This window comes from Metabacillus sp. KH_069 (genome assembly GCF_057838075.1).
This window is the reverse complement of record NZ_CM174460.1, coordinates 384351-400608: the sequence shown is the minus strand read 5'-3', so window position 1 is coordinate 400608 and position 16258 is coordinate 384351. Positions and strand designations below refer to the sequence as shown.

Annotated in this window: 12 protein-coding genes; 5 read left to right on the top strand and 7 right to left on the bottom strand. The window is 42.0% G+C overall.

Going from position 1 to position 16258, the window contains the following annotated elements:
• Positions 1–10: 10 nt before the first annotated feature.
• Positions 11–1450 carry a 6-phospho-beta-glucosidase BglA gene (gene bglA / locus AC3ISE_RS02115; RefSeq protein ID WP_489222858.1) on the top strand — a complete coding sequence of 480 codons (1440 nt, stop codon included), beginning with the start codon at positions 11–13 and terminating at the stop codon, positions 1448–1450.
• Positions 1451–1641: 191 nt separating this feature from the next.
• Here the strand turns inward: bglA and AC3ISE_RS02110 are convergent, their stop codons facing one another.
• Together AC3ISE_RS02110 and AC3ISE_RS02105 are read right to left on the bottom strand one after the other, a co-directional pair.
• A complete protein-coding gene (locus tag AC3ISE_RS02110) occupies positions 1642–2145 on the bottom strand; it encodes a phosphoribosylanthranilate isomerase (protein WP_489222857.1) in 504 nt (167 codons plus the stop codon).
• 413 nt (positions 2146–2558) lie between these two features.
• Positions 2559–2885, bottom strand: coding sequence for a hypothetical protein (locus tag AC3ISE_RS02105; protein ID WP_489222856.1), 327 nt, complete (start codon positions 2883–2885; stop codon positions 2559–2561).
• Between the two features lie 294 nt (positions 2886–3179).
• On the opposite strand from AC3ISE_RS02105, the gene AC3ISE_RS02100 reads away from it, so the two are divergent.
• The gene (locus tag AC3ISE_RS02100) at positions 3180–4574 is read left to right on the top strand and encodes a M28 family peptidase (protein ID WP_489222855.1); all 1395 of its coding nucleotides are present in this window, start codon (positions 3180–3182) and stop codon (positions 4572–4574) included.
• A gap of 458 nt (positions 4575–5032) precedes the next feature.
• Positions 5033–5944 carry an endonuclease/exonuclease/phosphatase family protein gene (locus AC3ISE_RS02095; protein ID WP_489222854.1) on the top strand — a complete coding sequence of 304 codons (912 nt, stop codon included), beginning with the start codon at positions 5033–5035 and terminating at the stop codon, positions 5942–5944.
• 123 nt (positions 5945–6067) lie between these two features.
• On the opposite strand, the gene AC3ISE_RS02090 is transcribed toward AC3ISE_RS02095, so the two are convergent.
• The 4 genes from AC3ISE_RS02090 to abc-f all read right to left on the bottom strand — a co-directional run bounded on the left by AC3ISE_RS02090 (position 6068) and on the right by abc-f (position 9998).
• Positions 6068–6775 carry a M48 family metallopeptidase gene (locus AC3ISE_RS02090; RefSeq protein WP_489222853.1) on the bottom strand — a complete coding sequence of 236 codons (708 nt, stop codon included), beginning with the start codon at positions 6773–6775 and terminating at the stop codon, positions 6068–6070.
• Positions 6776–6781: 6 nt separating this feature from the next.
• Positions 6782–7294 carry a YehS family protein gene (locus AC3ISE_RS02085; RefSeq protein WP_489222852.1) on the bottom strand — a complete coding sequence of 171 codons (513 nt, stop codon included), beginning with the start codon at positions 7292–7294 and terminating at the stop codon, positions 6782–6784.
• A gap of 220 nt (positions 7295–7514) precedes the next feature.
• A complete protein-coding gene (locus AC3ISE_RS02080; RefSeq protein ID WP_489222851.1) occupies positions 7515–7955 on the bottom strand; it encodes a cell wall hydrolase in 441 nt (146 codons plus the stop codon).
• Positions 7956–8099: 144 nt separating this feature from the next.
• Positions 8100–9998, bottom strand: a complete 1899-nt coding sequence (abc-f, locus tag AC3ISE_RS02075) for a ribosomal protection-like ABC-F family protein (protein ID WP_489222850.1) — start codon at positions 9996–9998, stop codon at positions 8100–8102.
• A gap of 955 nt (positions 9999–10953) precedes the next feature.
• Between abc-f and AC3ISE_RS02070 the strand changes: the two genes are divergently transcribed.
• A complete protein-coding gene (locus AC3ISE_RS02070) occupies positions 10954–12441 on the top strand; it encodes a DHA2 family efflux MFS transporter permease subunit (protein WP_489222849.1) in 1488 nt (495 codons plus the stop codon).
• A 380-nt stretch (positions 12442–12821) separates the two neighbouring features.
• On the top strand, positions 12822–15161 hold the full coding sequence (gene helD / locus AC3ISE_RS02065; RefSeq protein WP_489222848.1) for an RNA polymerase recycling motor HelD: 2340 nt from the start codon (positions 12822–12824) through the stop codon (positions 15159–15161).
• A gap of 58 nt (positions 15162–15219) precedes the next feature.
• On the opposite strand, the gene AC3ISE_RS02060 is transcribed toward helD, so the two are convergent.
• Positions 15220–15615: a VOC family protein gene (locus tag AC3ISE_RS02060; protein ID WP_489222847.1), complete on the bottom strand. Its 396-nt coding sequence runs from the start codon at positions 15613–15615 to the stop codon at positions 15220–15222.
• Between the last annotated feature and the right edge of the window lie 643 nt (positions 15616–16258).

Genomic DNA, 16258 nt, shown 5'->3' with positions numbered 1-16258 from the left:
GGAATGAATTATGAAGAAAATGCCAAAAGATTTTTTATGGGGCGGCGCTTTAGCTGCACATCAATTTGAAGGCGGATGGAATCAAGGCGGAAAAGGACCAAGTGTTGTCGATGTCATGACAGCAGGAGCACATGGCGTACCGAGAAAAATCACCGAAACGATCGAAGAGAATGAATTCTACCCAAACCACGAAGCCATTGACTTCTACCATAACTATAAAAGCGATATCGCTCTATTCAGCGAAATGGGATTAAAATGCTTAAGGACTTCAATCGGATGGAGCAGAATTTTCCCTAAAGGCGATGAAGCGGAACCTAACGAAGAAGGCTTAGCATTTTATGATGATGTATTTGATGAACTGCTGAAGCATGGGATCGAACCAGTCATTACCTTATCCCACTTTGAAATGCCGCTGCATTTAGCAAGAGAATATGGCGGATTCAGAAACAGAAAAATGGTCGATTTCTTTGTAAAATTTGCGGAAGTCTGCTTTAAACGTTATAAAAACAAAGTGAAATACTGGATGACCTTTAACGAAATCAACAACAAAATGGATGTTAACAACCCGCTGTTTTTATGGACAAACTCAGGGGTTCAGGTTGAAAAAAATGAAAACGCGAAAGAAATCATGTACATTGCGGGACACCATGAACTGCTTGCCAGTGCATTGGCTGTATCGATTGGAAAAGAGATTAACCCGGAATTCCAAATCGGCGCCATGGTTTCCCATGTACCGATCTACCCTTACTCATCAAACCCGGAAGACGTCATGCTGGCAGAAGAAACAATGAGGCAGCGCTACTTTTTCCCTGATGTACATGTCCGCGGCTACTACCCTAGCTATGCTCTAAAAGAGTTCGAACGAGAGGGATTCAACATCCCAATCGAAGAAGGCGACGACGAAATCCTGAGAAACGGAAAGGTGGACTACTTAGGCTTCAGCTACTACATGTCCACTACCGTCAAAAGCGGTGTAGTCAATGACAACACGGGAGATATCGTCAACGGCGGATTGCCAAACGGAGTAGAGAACCCCTATATTAAATCCAGCGACTGGGGCTGGGCGATCGATCCAACCGGTTTACGATACACCCTAAATCGTTTCTACGACCGCTACCAAATTCCATTGTTCATCGTGGAAAATGGCTTCGGTGCCATTGACACAGTAGAAGAGGACGGCTCCATCCATGACACTCAAAGAATCGAATATTTGAAATCCCATATCGAAGCTTTGGAAAAAGCCGTAACATACGATGGCGTTGATCTAATGGGCTATACACCATGGGGCATTATAGACATTGTGTCATTCACTACTGGGGAAATGAAAAAACGGTATGGGATGATTTATGTGGATCGTGATAATGAAGGAAATGGATCTATGAAGCGGTATAAGAAAGAATCGTTTGATTGGTATAAAAACGTGATTGAGACGAATGGTGCAGAATTATAATATAAGAGAAATTACTAAAATAAGCATGGACCTTGTGGATAAAACCTAAAATGCTTAAAAACATTTGAATTCACAGGTTAACTTACACATTTAATAGCATCCAAAAAAGCTCAGATTTTATTGCTCTGAGCTTTTTTTGGAGGGCTACTTAATCAAAGCAGTACGTTAGCACACTAAAATCAGTAAGTATTTTAGTCAATATATATCATACTTTTTAAGAAATCTATTTTTCTAATATCTTTATTATTATTTTTATCTGCTCGATAACTATCCTTAGATGAAGACTCGTAAACACTTAAATATTGCTGAGGATTCAGTAAATAATACTTTATGTCTCCATTTTGATGTATTTCTAAATCCTCTAATTGTACTCCTGCGAAATTCGGTAAAGTGTCCAAAATACCAAACTCAACTGATAACCCCTCTTTAGAGAACTCATGTTCATGCAAATCAATTAGCCTATATTCCATTGAATTCATGATGTTCATAATATCATTCCAGTTATGTATAGATAATTCAGGCGGAACTTCCCACCCTCTTTTATCACCAGGTACATGAACATCTAAGTCTTGGGCATCCCAACTCTTTCCTGTAACGACTTCTAAACCAACTGAACCCATTAACAATGGAATAATTTCAATATCATTTAGTTTTTTTGCAATTTTAATAAACTCATCAAACTTGTGATTATCCATTTGCCCCTCACTTATTGCTTAATTTCCCCAAATTATGTTCAACAAACCTGACCGTTAACTGCACAAGATCTATATGGCTTCTATTTTATATAACATAAATTTCCTATCCCTTTTGTTTATTCTTTAACACCTCAAAAGACAACCTTACCCCAAATTACGAAGTGACAATAACTGTTGTCATCCTGATAATTCGTATGATGTTTTCCTTATTAATTCGATAACGAAATCATGCAGAATCTTTACATTTCAATAAAAAATCGAGTATAAAACCTTTGCGATTTCATATTCAATTTCTAATGCGAGTTCTATTGTTTCTCCACGTTATCTGATTGGTTCCTGCTTTTTTAAAAACGATTTGAGCTAAACAAGGAACATATCTAAATTTTCTGGATCACTTCAGACAATGATTACTTTTATCGATTTTTAAATAACTCATCTATCCCTCTTAAAAAATCGCCCAACTCTTCCTCAGACTGAAACTTAAATGAACTTCCATAATGGATATACGTCTTCCCCTCATTCTTCCTTCTTGGAAACATACGCAGCGCTGTGTTATGTACATATCCATCACTTCTACCTGTCAGGTGCAGGCACTCTGCCGTATTCGGATGCAGGACAATCCCTATTCCCTTAGTGGCCAATGCATAGATGACGTCTTTACTTATAATATGTTCGAACTCTATTGCTTTGGTTGTTTCTTTAGTTAGTTTGAAGTTATATTTTGTGAAAATCTCGTTCATGTGTCTCTCCTCTACTTTCATGCTTCAGCATCTGAAGTCAAACTATTACCTATTCCCTAATAATCCTGCATGTTCCTGCAGAAAAGAACAAGATTTTTATGTGAATCCTCCTGTTTTTCTCCTAAGATTCTTCTAAATCCAACATGAAATTACAAATCTTTTACAATGATACAGAAAAATAGTCATTGAAATCTTACCTCTTTGTCATGTTTTGTCACTTTCTTTCCGTTTAACAAATTTTTCTAATAGTTGATAATTTATGCGTATCCAATTTATTGATTGAGGGGGAGTTAGATGTATAAAAAAACAATGGCGGGCTTGTTAGCTGCCGGAGTAGCATTCAGTTTTCATGGAGTTATGGCACAAGGTCCGGTTCAAGCACCCAACGCGCAATCCAGTTCTGCTTTTGACAACAAGATCATCAAGAAAATCAGCTCTGATAATATGTATAACACTGTTGCCAAGCTATCGCAGCAACCTCGTGAGGCTGGTACAGAAGGGGAATTGGCGGGCGTTCAGTACATAAAAAGTCAATTTGAGAAGTATGGCTACGAGACTGAATTGCAGCCGTTTCCTATTTATGAAGCAGTAACGGAAAACGTATCCGGCTCTCTTGTCATAAATGGACAATCGTTGAATCCACATGTATTCAGCGGTTCTTACAGTGCTGACGTAACTGGCCAAGTGATTCACGTCGGCAAAGCTCTTGCTGGCACCGTACCGAATGAGATAAAAGGAAAAATTGCACTCATTGAGCGCGGAGACATCCCTTTCGTGGAAAAAATACAAAACGTTCTCAACAAAGGGGCCATTGGGGTCATCATGTACAACAATAACGATGGTTCAAACGCTTTCGGACAGGCTTCCTACGGACAAAATATCCCTGCGGTAGCGATTACTAGGGCTGATGGACTCGCTTTAGCTGAGCAATTAAAGACAGAGTCACTTACGTCCACGATTAAAGTTTCTGGTTCAGGCTATGTTGAAAAAACGTCTTACAACGTCATCGCCAAATTGAAACCGCACAAAAACAAAGATAACGGCCAGGTTGTCATGGTTGGAGCACATCACGATTCTGTCCACGGCGGACCTGGAGCAAACGATGATGCATCCGGTGTATCCGCAGTTCTTGAGCTTGCCCGCGTCATGGCAAACATGCCAACGGATACGGAGCTTCGTTTTGTTACATTCGGTGCGGAAGAAAAAGGGCTGCTCGGCTCCTATCATTATGCCAGCACTCTAAGTGATCAAGAAGCTGATCGAATTGTCTCCCATTTCCAAATGGATATGATCGGCAGCAAGGATGCTGGAGGAGATAATCCTGCAGGCGGCCTAATCATGTACACCATTGACGGCAAAAAGAACCTTGTCACCGACCTCGGTGCATCTGCCGGCGCCAGAACAGCAGCAGCTGAAGTCATTCCGTACGGCAAGCTTGGACGAAGCGACCACCAGCCGTTCCATGAACTTGGCATTCCAGCTGCCCTGTTCATCCACTCACCAATTGAAGAATGGTACCACTCACCAGCAGACACAATTGATAAAATTGACAAAAACAAACTGCAGGAAACCGCCGAAATCGTTGGGGCATCTGTTTACCAGATTGCAAGACCGGATACTCCGGCTTTGGAACATGCAAGAGTTGCTCCAGGTCCGGTAGATTATGATTTTGAGGATCGTCCAGTCTAATAAATAGATAGAAAATGGCTGCAAGGCCCTTCAAAGTCTTGCGGCTATTTTAGTTTCTCAGTTCAGATTCGCATGCTTTTTAAGTTAAGAACAAAACAAGCATTTTTAAATAAGACAAGCCTGACCTTCAGAGGGTCAGGCTTTTTTATGCTAGGTATCTGTTACGCATTCTCCGCCCCATCATGGATGAAGGCAAATGAAAAAAAGCCATCACGCCGATTAAAAAATTATATTCCGTTAAATTGCCGTAACATAATAAAAATTCTGTAAATTTTTCTGGGAAATAAATCTCTCACCTCTATAAAACTAATCTCCTAAATTCAACAGTCAAACCCTTGTTTTTTCAAGAGTCTTCATAACTCGTATTCTCTTTACAAACATTATTCCCTCTAAAACATAATTTTTACAAACAGACGTTATGCTTGTTAGGTAAGTATACATACTAGGAGGGAAAACAGTTGAAAAAAGGATTAAAACCTATTTTATTTGCGGCAATGGTACTCGCCATGGTAAGCAGTTTGTTTTCAGGAATGCAAAATGTTTCAGCTGCAGAAAAATCCAAGCAATCATCCGAGGTAGACTTAAGGGTAATGACTTACAATTTAAGATATTTAAACAGCAATGATCCTTCCCCGCATACTTGGTCGGAGCGGGTTCCTACCATCAAGAAGCTTATTCAAAAGGAACAGCCGGATATCATTGGAACTCAGGAAGCTGTCTATCAGCAAATTCAAGATTTAAAAGACACACTACCTGAATACAATTGGATTGGCTTAGGTCGTGAAGGCGGAAGCAAAGGCGAATACTCGGCTATTTTCTACAATGAAAATAAGTATACTCCACTTGAATATGACCACTACTGGTTGTCAGATACTCCAAATGTTATAGGGTCTAAGTCTTGGGGTAACCAAATTCCCCGCATGGTTACGTGGGCAAAGTTCCTTGATAAAAGGAGCAACCAGCAATTTTACGTAGTAAATACTCATTTTGATCACCAATCACCAGAGGCCCGAGAAAAAAGCGCAGCATTAATCATAGAAAAAACCAAAGAGTTCAATCCGGATCTACCTGTCATCTTAACAGGTGATTTCAATGCTGGCCCTGCTAGTCTTCCACATCAGACCCTGACAAAAGACGGGGAGTTCAGTGATCTTTGGGATACAGCTCAAACTCGCGTGAACGACGATCTAGGAACGTTTAATGGTTTTAATGATCCTACTGGCCAGGGCCCTGAAAGGCGTATTGATTGGATTCTTGCAAAAGGAAACATCTTAGCAAAAACAATTGAAATAATAAACTACCAAAAGAATGGACAATTCCCAAGCGATCATTATCCTGTTATGACGGATTTAACAATGAACTATAAATAAACAAAAAGACTAAAAGAAAAACGATCAGGGCTGATCGTTTTTCTTTTTTATTATCGCTTTTCAAATAAATTATCTAAACATTTTAAGAAAACTTCCAATTCTTTTTCTCCCTGGCTATTTATACTAAACCGTCATCTTCCAACTAGAAACAGCCAGCCAATGCTCCTGCTCCTTATAACCGGGCATAATCTTCCCAACCAGACGCCAAAAAGACCGGTCGTGATTCAGATGGACCATGTGGCACATTTCGTGGACGACGACATAGTCGATCACCTTCTGAGGTGCCATGGCAAGCTTCCAGTTAAAGGTCAGCTGCTGGTTGGCATCGCAGGTTCCCCAGTTCTTTTTGCTGTCCACGATGCGAACCGAACGCGGCTTCGTTTTGAAATTGGGCTGATAGGATTTGATGCTCTTCTCAACGATCGTTTTACATTGGTGATAATAGAATCGTTTCAGCGCCTGTTTGATTTTTTCATCCTCATGCTGCTTTACATAGATCTGCAGCTCGTCTCGATCAAACACGGCATGATCCTGCTGGATGGTTTCATCATGAACAATCTGGATCGGATAGTCCCTCCCCAAGTAAAGAAACCTCTCCCCATGTTCATAGACTTTCTCCTTCGGTCCGAGCATCCGTTCCTGCATTTCCTTGGCTTTTGCCTGTATGAGATCCCAGTTTTCCTCTAGAGCCTGAAGCACACGTTCATCGGATGTTCCTTTCGGAGCCAGGACTTCTACATTCCCATATTGGTCCATACGGAGGCCGATGGACGTCCGTTTTTTGTACGTAACTTCAAATTGGATGGTTTCGCCTAAGTATGTATGAATCATACTTGCTTAAGCTCCTCTGAATTTAACAGCCAATCCTTTTAAGAAGTTTCTAGCGAATTTATCTCCGCACTCTTTGTAATTCTTATGGCCTTCTTTTCGCAATAACGCGCCTAATTCCCCTTTTGTCACATGAATACCAGCTTTGTCGAAGACATCAAGCATGTCCTCACTTGTCATCGCCAGGGCAATTTTCACTTTTTTCAAAAGAAGATTGTTCACATTCGCACTTCGCCCCAAAGTCAGTTCCGGTGTTTCAGTCTGACCCGGCTTTGGCTCCTGCTTGCCTCTATTAAATGTAACGAAGCCATTTAAAAAGGACTCAAACATCACATTGTCGCATTTGATGTTCTCTTCATCCTCATCAATCTCATCATCATAGCTGTCTTTTGATTTTGTAAGGATCTTGGGCAAATCCTGCCTGTCCACTTCAATCCCGCCAAGCTTAAAAATCTCAACCATTTCTGTATTTTTCAGATCAAGTGCATATCTTAATCGAATTAAAATATCGTTATTATCCATCGATAAACCTCCTATATCATTGCCTATAGCATGAAACCTGTCACTACATTTTAAACCACAACTATAGTGAATGCTACTTCCCTTTCCTCTTCATGTTGTTTCTGTACAAAAAAAGACCACTTAATGTGGTCCTTAATGCATATTAAACTAGCGTACCGAGCACCTAAAACTTTGTTTTTTGGCATCACAGGTAATTTTACTGGGGAAATCCAGCATGAACTTATCCGTTATAAACATTATCACATGTCCCTGCTTTGGGCTCATAAAAGCAATGTTTTTTAAATTGACCAGAAAAAGGCTGATCATACCATGTTGGAGGACATGGAGCATAAGGATTGAAATACCATAGAGCAAATTTTGCAGGATGCTCTCTCCAAAAGTCCAAATTCTTTTTTGCTAATCTTTTTTCAACAGATCTCGCTCTATTATAAAATACATTTCCTTTTTGAACCGCTTCAAAAGAGTAATTCCCTCCCTGCACTTGATAAATGACTTGTGGAATGGTCCTTAAGTTTTTAAAGTCTATACAATTTCCTTTAAGGCGATTCACAATGACATTTCCAACATATAACATTCCTTGTTTCCCTTCACCTTCGGCTTCTGCTCTCATCATCCTGGCCATTAAGGCAACGTCTGAATCTGTGTATTGTACTCTTGGCATTTTTTCACCCCAAAAATATAGTATGAAAAATACCCAATATTAATGTCTTTGATTATGAAAAAGCCGCCTGAACCGAGCCAATACATTAAACCTGATTAAAAACGAATAATTATAAAGAGAATCTGAGCACTTCATTCTTTTTTCTTACTCAAGGCCGACCCAAACCTCCATCGCCTCATCAAGCTGCTTGCTCATCTTCACTTTCCGCTCATACATCCGGCTAAGTTCTTCATACTCCAACTCGCCTGCCATAGCTGCCTCAAGCTCGCTAAGCTCCTTTTCAAAACGTTCAATCTCGGCCAAAGCCATAGCCTTCAAGTCCACATCAGTTACAGCTTCCACTCTGTGTTTCTTGCTTTTCACGATTTGCGGTGCAGCAATCTTCTTCGCTTTCTCCCGTTTATACTCATCGTAATTTCCAATGTAGCTTTTAAACGAACAGTCCTCAAGCGCAACGATCCGCTGGCTGATTTTATTGATAAAATACCGGTCATGCGAGATGAAGAAAATCGTCCCTGCGAACTCTTCCAGCGCTTCTTCAAGGGTCTCAATCGAATCAATATCCAGGTGATTCGTCGGCTCATCCAGGATCAATAAATTAACATCCTGGAAAAGCAGCACCCCAAGCTTGAGCCTGATTCGCTCTCCCCCGGACAGGTGCTTCACCTTCTTGAAGACCGTATTTTTGTAAAACATGAATTTGGCCAGATACTCCCGTGCCTTGCCCTCTGGAATTGAGATATCCTCCCTGAAGCATTCCAGCACCGTGTGATCTTCGTTGTTAAACGTAATTTTCTGCGGCAAATAGGCGGCCATGACGTTGGCACCTGCTTCAACCGTTCCGGCATCCGGCTGTTCTTCTCCCAACAGCATTTTTAAAAAGGTTGTTTTCCCGCTGCCGTTCCCGCCGATCAGCCCGACTCGCTCCCCGTAGCGAATCATTAACTCAGCGTCCTTAAACAGCACTTTATCCGCATAACTTTTCGAGAGGCCGGCCGCTTTGATCGTTTCATTTCCGGAACGTTCGGCCTGTTTGAAGTTCAGCCTCATATTCCGCCTTTCAAAGACCGGTTTATCAATCCGTTCCATCTTTGCAAGCTTTTTCTGAATGCTCGCAGCCCGTTTGAAAAACTTGTTGTTATCAGCCCGCATCGCCCAGTCTCTGAGGTCCTTTACGGTACTTTCCATGGAGTTGATTTTCTTTTGCTGCTCCCGGAAATGCTCAAATTGAATCCGCATGTTTTCTTCTTTTTGACTCACAAACGAGGAATAGTTCCCCTTATACGTGATGGATTCCATGTCCTCAATCTCCACGATTTTTGTCACAACATGGTCCAGAAAATAACGGTCATGGGAGACGATGATAACAATACCCTTGTAGCTCTTCAGATAGCCTTCAAGCCATTCAAGCGCATCCATATCCAAATGATTCGTCGGTTCATCCAGCAGCAAAATGTCTGGATCATGGACCAGCAGCTTCCCAAGCATGACCGTCGTCTTCTCCCCGCCGCTCAGCAAATCAAAATCCTGATTCAAGAAGGCTTCATTGAACTTCAGCCCTGTGCAAACCTTCCCTAATTTCTCTTGAATTTCATATCCGCCCTTCCCTTCATACAATTGAACAAGATCACTGTATTTAATCAGGGCCTTCTCAAGAGCAGCATCCTCCAGCGTCTTCATCCGATCTTCTAAGTCGCGCATCTGTTTCTCAATCTCCTGAACATTCTCAAATGCCATGTTCAGCACATCGATCACCTTAAGCCCCTGAGGAAACGAAGGCATCTGCTCAAGATATGCAATCGTCGCACCCCTCGGCCTGTGGATCAGCCCCTCATCATACCCGGGACTCGATGTCTGCGGATAACCCGGATAATAATGCATCTTCTCAATTCCGGCAATCAGCTTCAAAACCGTACTCTTTCCACTTCCATTGGCCCCAACAATACCAACTTTATCTCCTGCATACACCTCAAAACTGATATCTCTAAGCACAAGCGTAGCATCCATATATTTCTTAACACCCTGCAACGTCAACTCAAACACAAAATCCCCTTCTTTCATGATTATGTGAGTTACGCCGTCTATGGACAGGGCAAAGAAGACAGTTACTATTCATTTTTTATATGCAAAAAGGCCGCAAGAAGACATCTCTTCCTACAGCCTAAAATCGTCCGTGATTATGATTCCGGTCAGCTCAAATAAGCAGGCGTCTGCATAAATGCACAGAACTTGCCTGTATAAGCGTCACTGTAAAAACAAACAGCCGACCTGCATCATCTCAATTTTAGAAAAGTAAGCGATCCTCTATATTGCCAACATTCCATAAAGAGCATAACCAAATAAACCTACTAACCTAGGCAAATTTATACTCGTTATAAAATTCGTATGAATTTTATCTGGAAATGAATTAGCAATAAGATGGCATCATATAGTTACTTTCCTCCTTTGAGATTTGTTTTATTGTCTCATTTTTACATATATATGTAAATAATTTTTTGGCAAATGATTTTAAAACATTAAAAAAATCCTAAATAAAAGGCTGTTAATGCTAATTTTAGAACTGCTATACACTCCACATGGCTTGATTAAGACTTGTCTGTATAAATGATCTTCTGATAAATCCAACTAATTATCCTTTTTGTGGTTTGCCTTTCTTTTGTTCATTTGCAAAATAGTTTCTGCTTTCTATCCCGCTCAAACCTGCATTCTTTCGTTCGCTGGTAAAATAAACTCTTTCCTTTCCCCGCGCTTTTTTCATTTTCGAAAAAAACCTTTTCCACTTGAATAAACCACTTCTTGCCCGCTAAAATGATTTTTATTCTAAATCCCCAATTTCCTCTGTTTCATCCTTGGCAGAGGAATCTTTTATGTGGTACTATAAATGCGAATATTTGTTCTGTATTTGGCAATAATAAATGAATATGGACGGAAAGCAGTTTCCCAACGTTGATGCAGCAATCTGTTAGGTATGCATTTTGAAAACGAAAGGAGAAAGACGTTGAAAAATCAAAACGAATCGGCTCAAAACGCAGGGACATTCGGGAGCAAAGAAAACTTTTTACTGGTCATAATTATGATTCTGGGTGTGTTTGTAGCCATTTTAAATGAAACGCTGCTTAATGTTGCCTTAACCAAAATTATGGATGACTTCGGAATTGAGCCGAGCACGGCGCAATGGCTGACTACTGGTTATCTCCTTGTTATCGGTGTCCTTATCCCGGTCACCGCTTATTTGATTCAGCGGTTCACCACAAGAACCCTGTTCCTTGGAGCTATGGGGTTGTTTACGGTTGGGACATTTGTAGCGGCTATCTCACCAGAAATAGAAATGCTTTTATTCGGAAGGCTGCTTCAGGCAGCGGGTACCGGACTGCTCTTTCCCTTACTAACTAATGTGGTATTCTCAATCGTTCCTATAGAAAAAAGGGGTTCGGCAATGGGGACCATTGGAATTGTCATTACGTTTGCTCCCGCGATTGGACCCACGCTATCAGGAATCATTGTACAGCATTTCAGCTGGCGGGTTCTTTTTTACGGGGTTCTGCCGATCGCACTGTTAGTGATTATCTTTGCATTTATGAAGCTTAAAAACGTGACGGAGACAAGTAAACCAAAGATCGATCCGCTTTCGCTTCTCCTTTCAACCTTAGGATTCGGCGGGATTGTGTACGGATTCAGCAGTTCCGGTGAAGGACAGGGTGGCTGGTCGAGCTATGAAGTTCTTATTCCACTAATAATCGGCGTTGTTGCTTTAGCCATGTTTACTTGGAGGCAATTGACGATTACACAGCCGCTGCTGGATTTACGGACATTTAAATACACCATTTTCAGGATGTCAACGGTCATTATGATGATTATCATGATGGCAATGTTTTCCGCGATGATGCTGCTGCCGATTTTTCTCCAGAATGCGTTAGGCTACAGTCCGTTGAAGGCAGGCTTGGTCATGCTGCCGGGCGGAATTGTCATGGGAATCATGTCACCCATTACCGGCCGGTTATTTGATAAATTTGGTGCTAAGTGGCTTGCGCTTATAGGACTTGGGCTGGTCGCGAATACGTTGTGGCAATTTGCCTTCATCACAGTGTCAACCTCCTACAGCACGATTATGATTTTTAATACGCTGTTAATGCTTGGGATTTCAATGGTCATGATGCCGATTATGACCAACGCTTTAAACGAACTGCCGCCTCCCTTATATCCGCATGGCACGGCCATTATCAGTACGCTCCAACAGGTTGCCGGCGCAGTCGGGACAGCATTGCTTGTCTCTATCATGACCAATGGTTCTGCTCGTTTTATGGAAAGTACGCTGATTAAGGAAGACGCGGCTACCTTACAAATTCTAGCGATGATTTCCGGCATGAAAAGTGCATTCTTGTTTGCATTCGGACTAGTTGCCATCGCATGGATCGTTTCATTATTTATCAAACGGGCTGTGCCTGAAGAACAGAGTTTGAAAATGAAGCAAGGTACTGCGAACTGACAAAGAGGTAACTTATTATCAGGGCAGGTAATCTATGGTTTTATTCCCTGGCAAAACAACCAGGGTTTGGCCCTTTTTATACGATCCTTAAATAAAAAGGCCTTTCATATTGACCTGAGAAATCTGCAAGAGAATGACATGAACAAAACAAGGCGGACAAAGTTAATCCTTTGCCCGCCTTGTTTTAATATGTATTAGTAAAAAACCGTCAATTTCATTGTTAAAGTATACATTGATAAAAATGGGAAGCTGTGATATATTACTATAGAAACACATTTTTTAATATATAATAATATAAAGTTATCCCTATTTTAATCTTACAACGAAACCACTCTTCAGTCAACCCTTATTTTTCAATTTTTTTTAAAGGAGTGCTTTTAATGAACAATGATCTTCGGCAGGAGCAGGAACGATTGGATCAGGTGACCGGGACAATTTCGGAGCAGATCGGCAAGCTTGCAGATGAAGCCAGCCGGCGCCGGAGTGAAGTGGTCCATATTCAAAGGCACTTTTGGGATGAGGTCAAGGTAAACACAGATACGTTTGACGACTATCTTGAGACAATCATCGGCTTAAGGCAGCAGGCGCAGGCCCTGACTGTAAGCCAGAGCACCCACAGGCATGCAAAAAGCCGGCTGTCTGTCCTGCAGCGCATGCAAAAAACGCCTTATTTTGGACGTATTGATTTTATCGAAGAAGGAACCCAGGAATCCGAAAAAGTCTATATCGGCATCTCAACGCTCACGGATTCAAGCGGTGAGGATTTCCTGATTTACGACTGGCGTGCTCCGGTCTCGAGTGTCTACTACGATTATCCGCCCGGCCCTGCTGAATACACGACTCCCGGCGGCGTGATCAAAGGTAAACTGGAGAAAAAGTGGCAATATATCATCCGCGGAGGCGTTGTCGAATCGATGTTCGATACGAGTCTTACCATTGGAGACGAGATTTTAAAGCAGGTGCTTGGCAAAGGAACAGACAAACATATGCACAGCATCGTGGCCACCATTCAGCAGGAGCAAAACCGGATTATCCGGCATGTAACGGGCAGACTGCTGATTGTCCAGGGAGCTGCAGGCAGCGGCAAGACATCGGCTGCTATGCAGAGGATTGCTTACTTGCTCTATAAGTACCGGGATCGTCTGAAGGCTGATCAGATCATTCTCTTCTCTCCTAACTCGATGTTTAACAGCTACGTATCCAACGTCCTGCCTGAGCTTGGCGAAGAGAACATGCAGCAGGTTACGTTCCAGGAATATTTGTACCACCGGCTGAGCGGCTCCTTTAAAGTCGAGGATCCTTATGAGCAGCTGGAATATGTGCTGACTGCTGCAGATGAACCTGCCCACCGCACAAGAACTGCAAGTATCCGGTTCAAGGCGTCCACTTCCTTTTTCGAGACGATAAAAGCTTATAGCCACTCCCTAGAAGAATCCGGAATGGTGTTTAAAGGGATAAAATTCAGAGGAAAACCATTCGTCTCCTCCAAGCAGATGGAAGAAAGATTTTACGGCACGGATACGTCTATCCGCTTTTCCAACAGAATTGAGAAGCTGCAGGAATGGCTGAATGCAAAAATCGATGAAACGGAGAAAGCCGAGCTGAACAAACCGTGGGTACAGGAAGAAATTGAGCTCCTCAGCAAAGATGAGTATCAAAAGGCTTTTGCCTACTTAGAGAAAAAACAGGCTTCCGAAGTCGAACTTGATGATTACGAAAAAGAGATCAAGGTGCTCGGCAGGATGGTTGTCCGCAAGAAGCTGAAGCCGCTCCGGAAATGGGTGAAGGCGCTTCGTTTCGTCGACTTTACAGCCATCTATAGGCAGCTTTTTTCAAACCCGGCGAGCATCAACAGGTGGATTGAGGGGAAAACACCTGAGGAGTGGGAGGATATTTGTCAGATGACCATGAACATGCTTGATGAGGGCAGGCTGTTTTACGAAGATGCTCCTCCGTTTTTATTTTTGAAAGAGCAGATTCAGGGGTTCCAGACAAACACCTCTATTAAGCACGTGCTTGTAGACGAGGCACAAGATTATTCGCCTTTTCAATTCGAGTTTTTGAAACGTCTGTTTCCTTCGGCAAAGATGACCGTGCTCGGGGACTTTAACCAGGCCATCTTCGTTCATGCAAGCGAAATGTCCGATTTCCACCCGCTTACCGGCTTATACGGACCCGATGAAACAGAAGCGATTCTCTTAAACCGAAGCTACAGATCCACAAAACCGATTACCGAATTCACACGAAGACTCGTTCCTGGCGGCGAACAAATTGCCGCTTTTGAACGCGACGGCGAGATGCCTGTGCTGACACAGGTATCCGACCGTGCCGAACTGCACCGCCGCATCGCTTCCAAAGTCGCAGACTTTCAGAAGCGAGGGTATCATTCGATTGCAATCATATGCAAATCCGCTGCCGAAAGCAGTGAGGCCTTCAATGCATTAGGAAACATCGAAGACATTAAGCTTGTAAAAAGCGGCTCGGTTGAATACGAGCAAGGCATTGTTGTCATCCCTGCGTATTTGGCCAAAGGCATCGAATTCGACGCCGTCATCATTTATGACGCATCCTCGCAAGTATACTTTGATGAGAGCCTTCGCAGATTGTTCTACACCGCCTGCACCCGGGCGTTGCATCACTTGCAGCTGTACAGTGTTGGTGAACCGTGTGCATTTTTGCAGGAGGCACCGAGGGAGAGTTTGATTCAGAGTTCGACTTGAAGGAATAATAAAAAAGGAAGGAAAGGCATACATTCTGCCTTTCCTTCCTTTTTTAGTCCTATTTCGCATTTGCATCAGGCTGATGAATGCCAAAAATATTGCCTTCCGTATCATGATAGTACCCTTGCCACGCCATTCCAGGAAGCGCATATTTCGGCAATGCCACCTTGCCGCCATGCTCGATAATTTTTGCTTCCGTTACATCGTAGTTTTCCACTCCCATTGTACAGGAAAACCCGTTTAACGGCTGGTTTGGTTCTGGAGAAGGACCTTGTCTCTGCATCAAAGCACCATTGATTCCGGGTTCATTCTCGTCGCCGGTCACTGCTCCAAAGTAAGGAAGCCCGGCATAATCACTCCAGTCCTGAAATGTCCAGCCGAATACCTCTCCATAAAACTTCTTTGCGCGTTCCATGTCGTTTACGTGAATTTCAAAGTGAATTAATCTGCCCATGAGTACCTCCCATATCCCTAATAATTTATGATAATTTTCATAATACTTCTTTATAGTAAATCAATCTCTTACCCAAGTTCAATGATTTATCCCATTTTCTTACAGAAGTCTTGCGTTTTTTTATTTAAGGCTCCTGTTATACGTAACACATAAGTATCGTTCGTATCATCAAAAAGATAAAAACACCTGCTGCCTAAAGGGTAATCAACCTTTAAATCCTACATTTAATCTCAATGAAAAAAAGCAGGAACCTTTTAATGGTCTCTGCTTCATAATTTAAAACGAGCTTTGTCACACATTCCGCATGTGTCGACTTCTGGTCACTACTTCAATTGACCATATAAGGGTTAGAAAAACGGTAATGGTAAGATCCTTGTTTTCCTTCAAATAATTTTAATGAATAAAGTTATGTAGTAACTCCGGCGTTATATCATTTATATTTATAAGCTTCTTCAGCTAGTTGGTGACAGAGTGGTGGCATAAAGAAACATACTGCCACCAATTCTATCTGTTTAAATCAGAATAAGGATAAACAAAAGCCTATTTATCAACGTTTTCAATCTTAATCTGATATAATCAGATTCGCTTTACAACGTATGATCCACAACACTCTTCTATAACTAATGGTCAGCCTGATTTCCGC

What these genes read in the sequence shown, in the direction of transcription:
- AC3ISE_RS02085 (WP_489222852.1), bottom strand. Translation starts at nt 7,294, where the DNA reads ATGGATAATAACGATATTTTAATTCGATTAAGATATGCACTTGATCTG.
- AC3ISE_RS02080 (WP_489222851.1), bottom strand. Translation starts at nt 7,955, where the DNA reads ATGCCAAGAGTACAATACACAGATTCAGACGTTGCCTTAATGGCCAGG.
- helD (WP_489222848.1), top strand. Translation starts at nt 12,822, where the DNA reads ATGAACAATGATCTTCGGCAGGAGCAGGAACGATTGGATCAGGTGACC.
- AC3ISE_RS02110 (WP_489222857.1), bottom strand. Translation starts at nt 2,145, where the DNA reads ATGGATAATCACAAGTTTGATGAGTTTATTAAAATTGCAAAAAAACTA.
- AC3ISE_RS02105 (WP_489222856.1), bottom strand. Translation starts at nt 2,885, where the DNA reads ATGAACGAGATTTTCACAAAATATAACTTCAAACTAACTAAAGAAACA.
- bglA (WP_489222858.1), top strand. Translation starts at nt 11, where the DNA reads ATGAAGAAAATGCCAAAAGATTTTTTATGGGGCGGCGCTTTAGCTGCA.
- AC3ISE_RS02090 (WP_489222853.1), bottom strand. Translation starts at nt 6,775, where the DNA reads ATGATTCATACATACTTAGGCGAAACCATCCAATTTGAAGTTACGTAC.
- AC3ISE_RS02060 (WP_489222847.1), bottom strand. Translation starts at nt 15,615, where the DNA reads ATGGGCAGATTAATTCACTTTGAAATTCACGTAAACGACATGGAACGC.
- AC3ISE_RS02100 (WP_489222855.1), top strand. Translation starts at nt 3,180, where the DNA reads ATGTATAAAAAAACAATGGCGGGCTTGTTAGCTGCCGGAGTAGCATTC.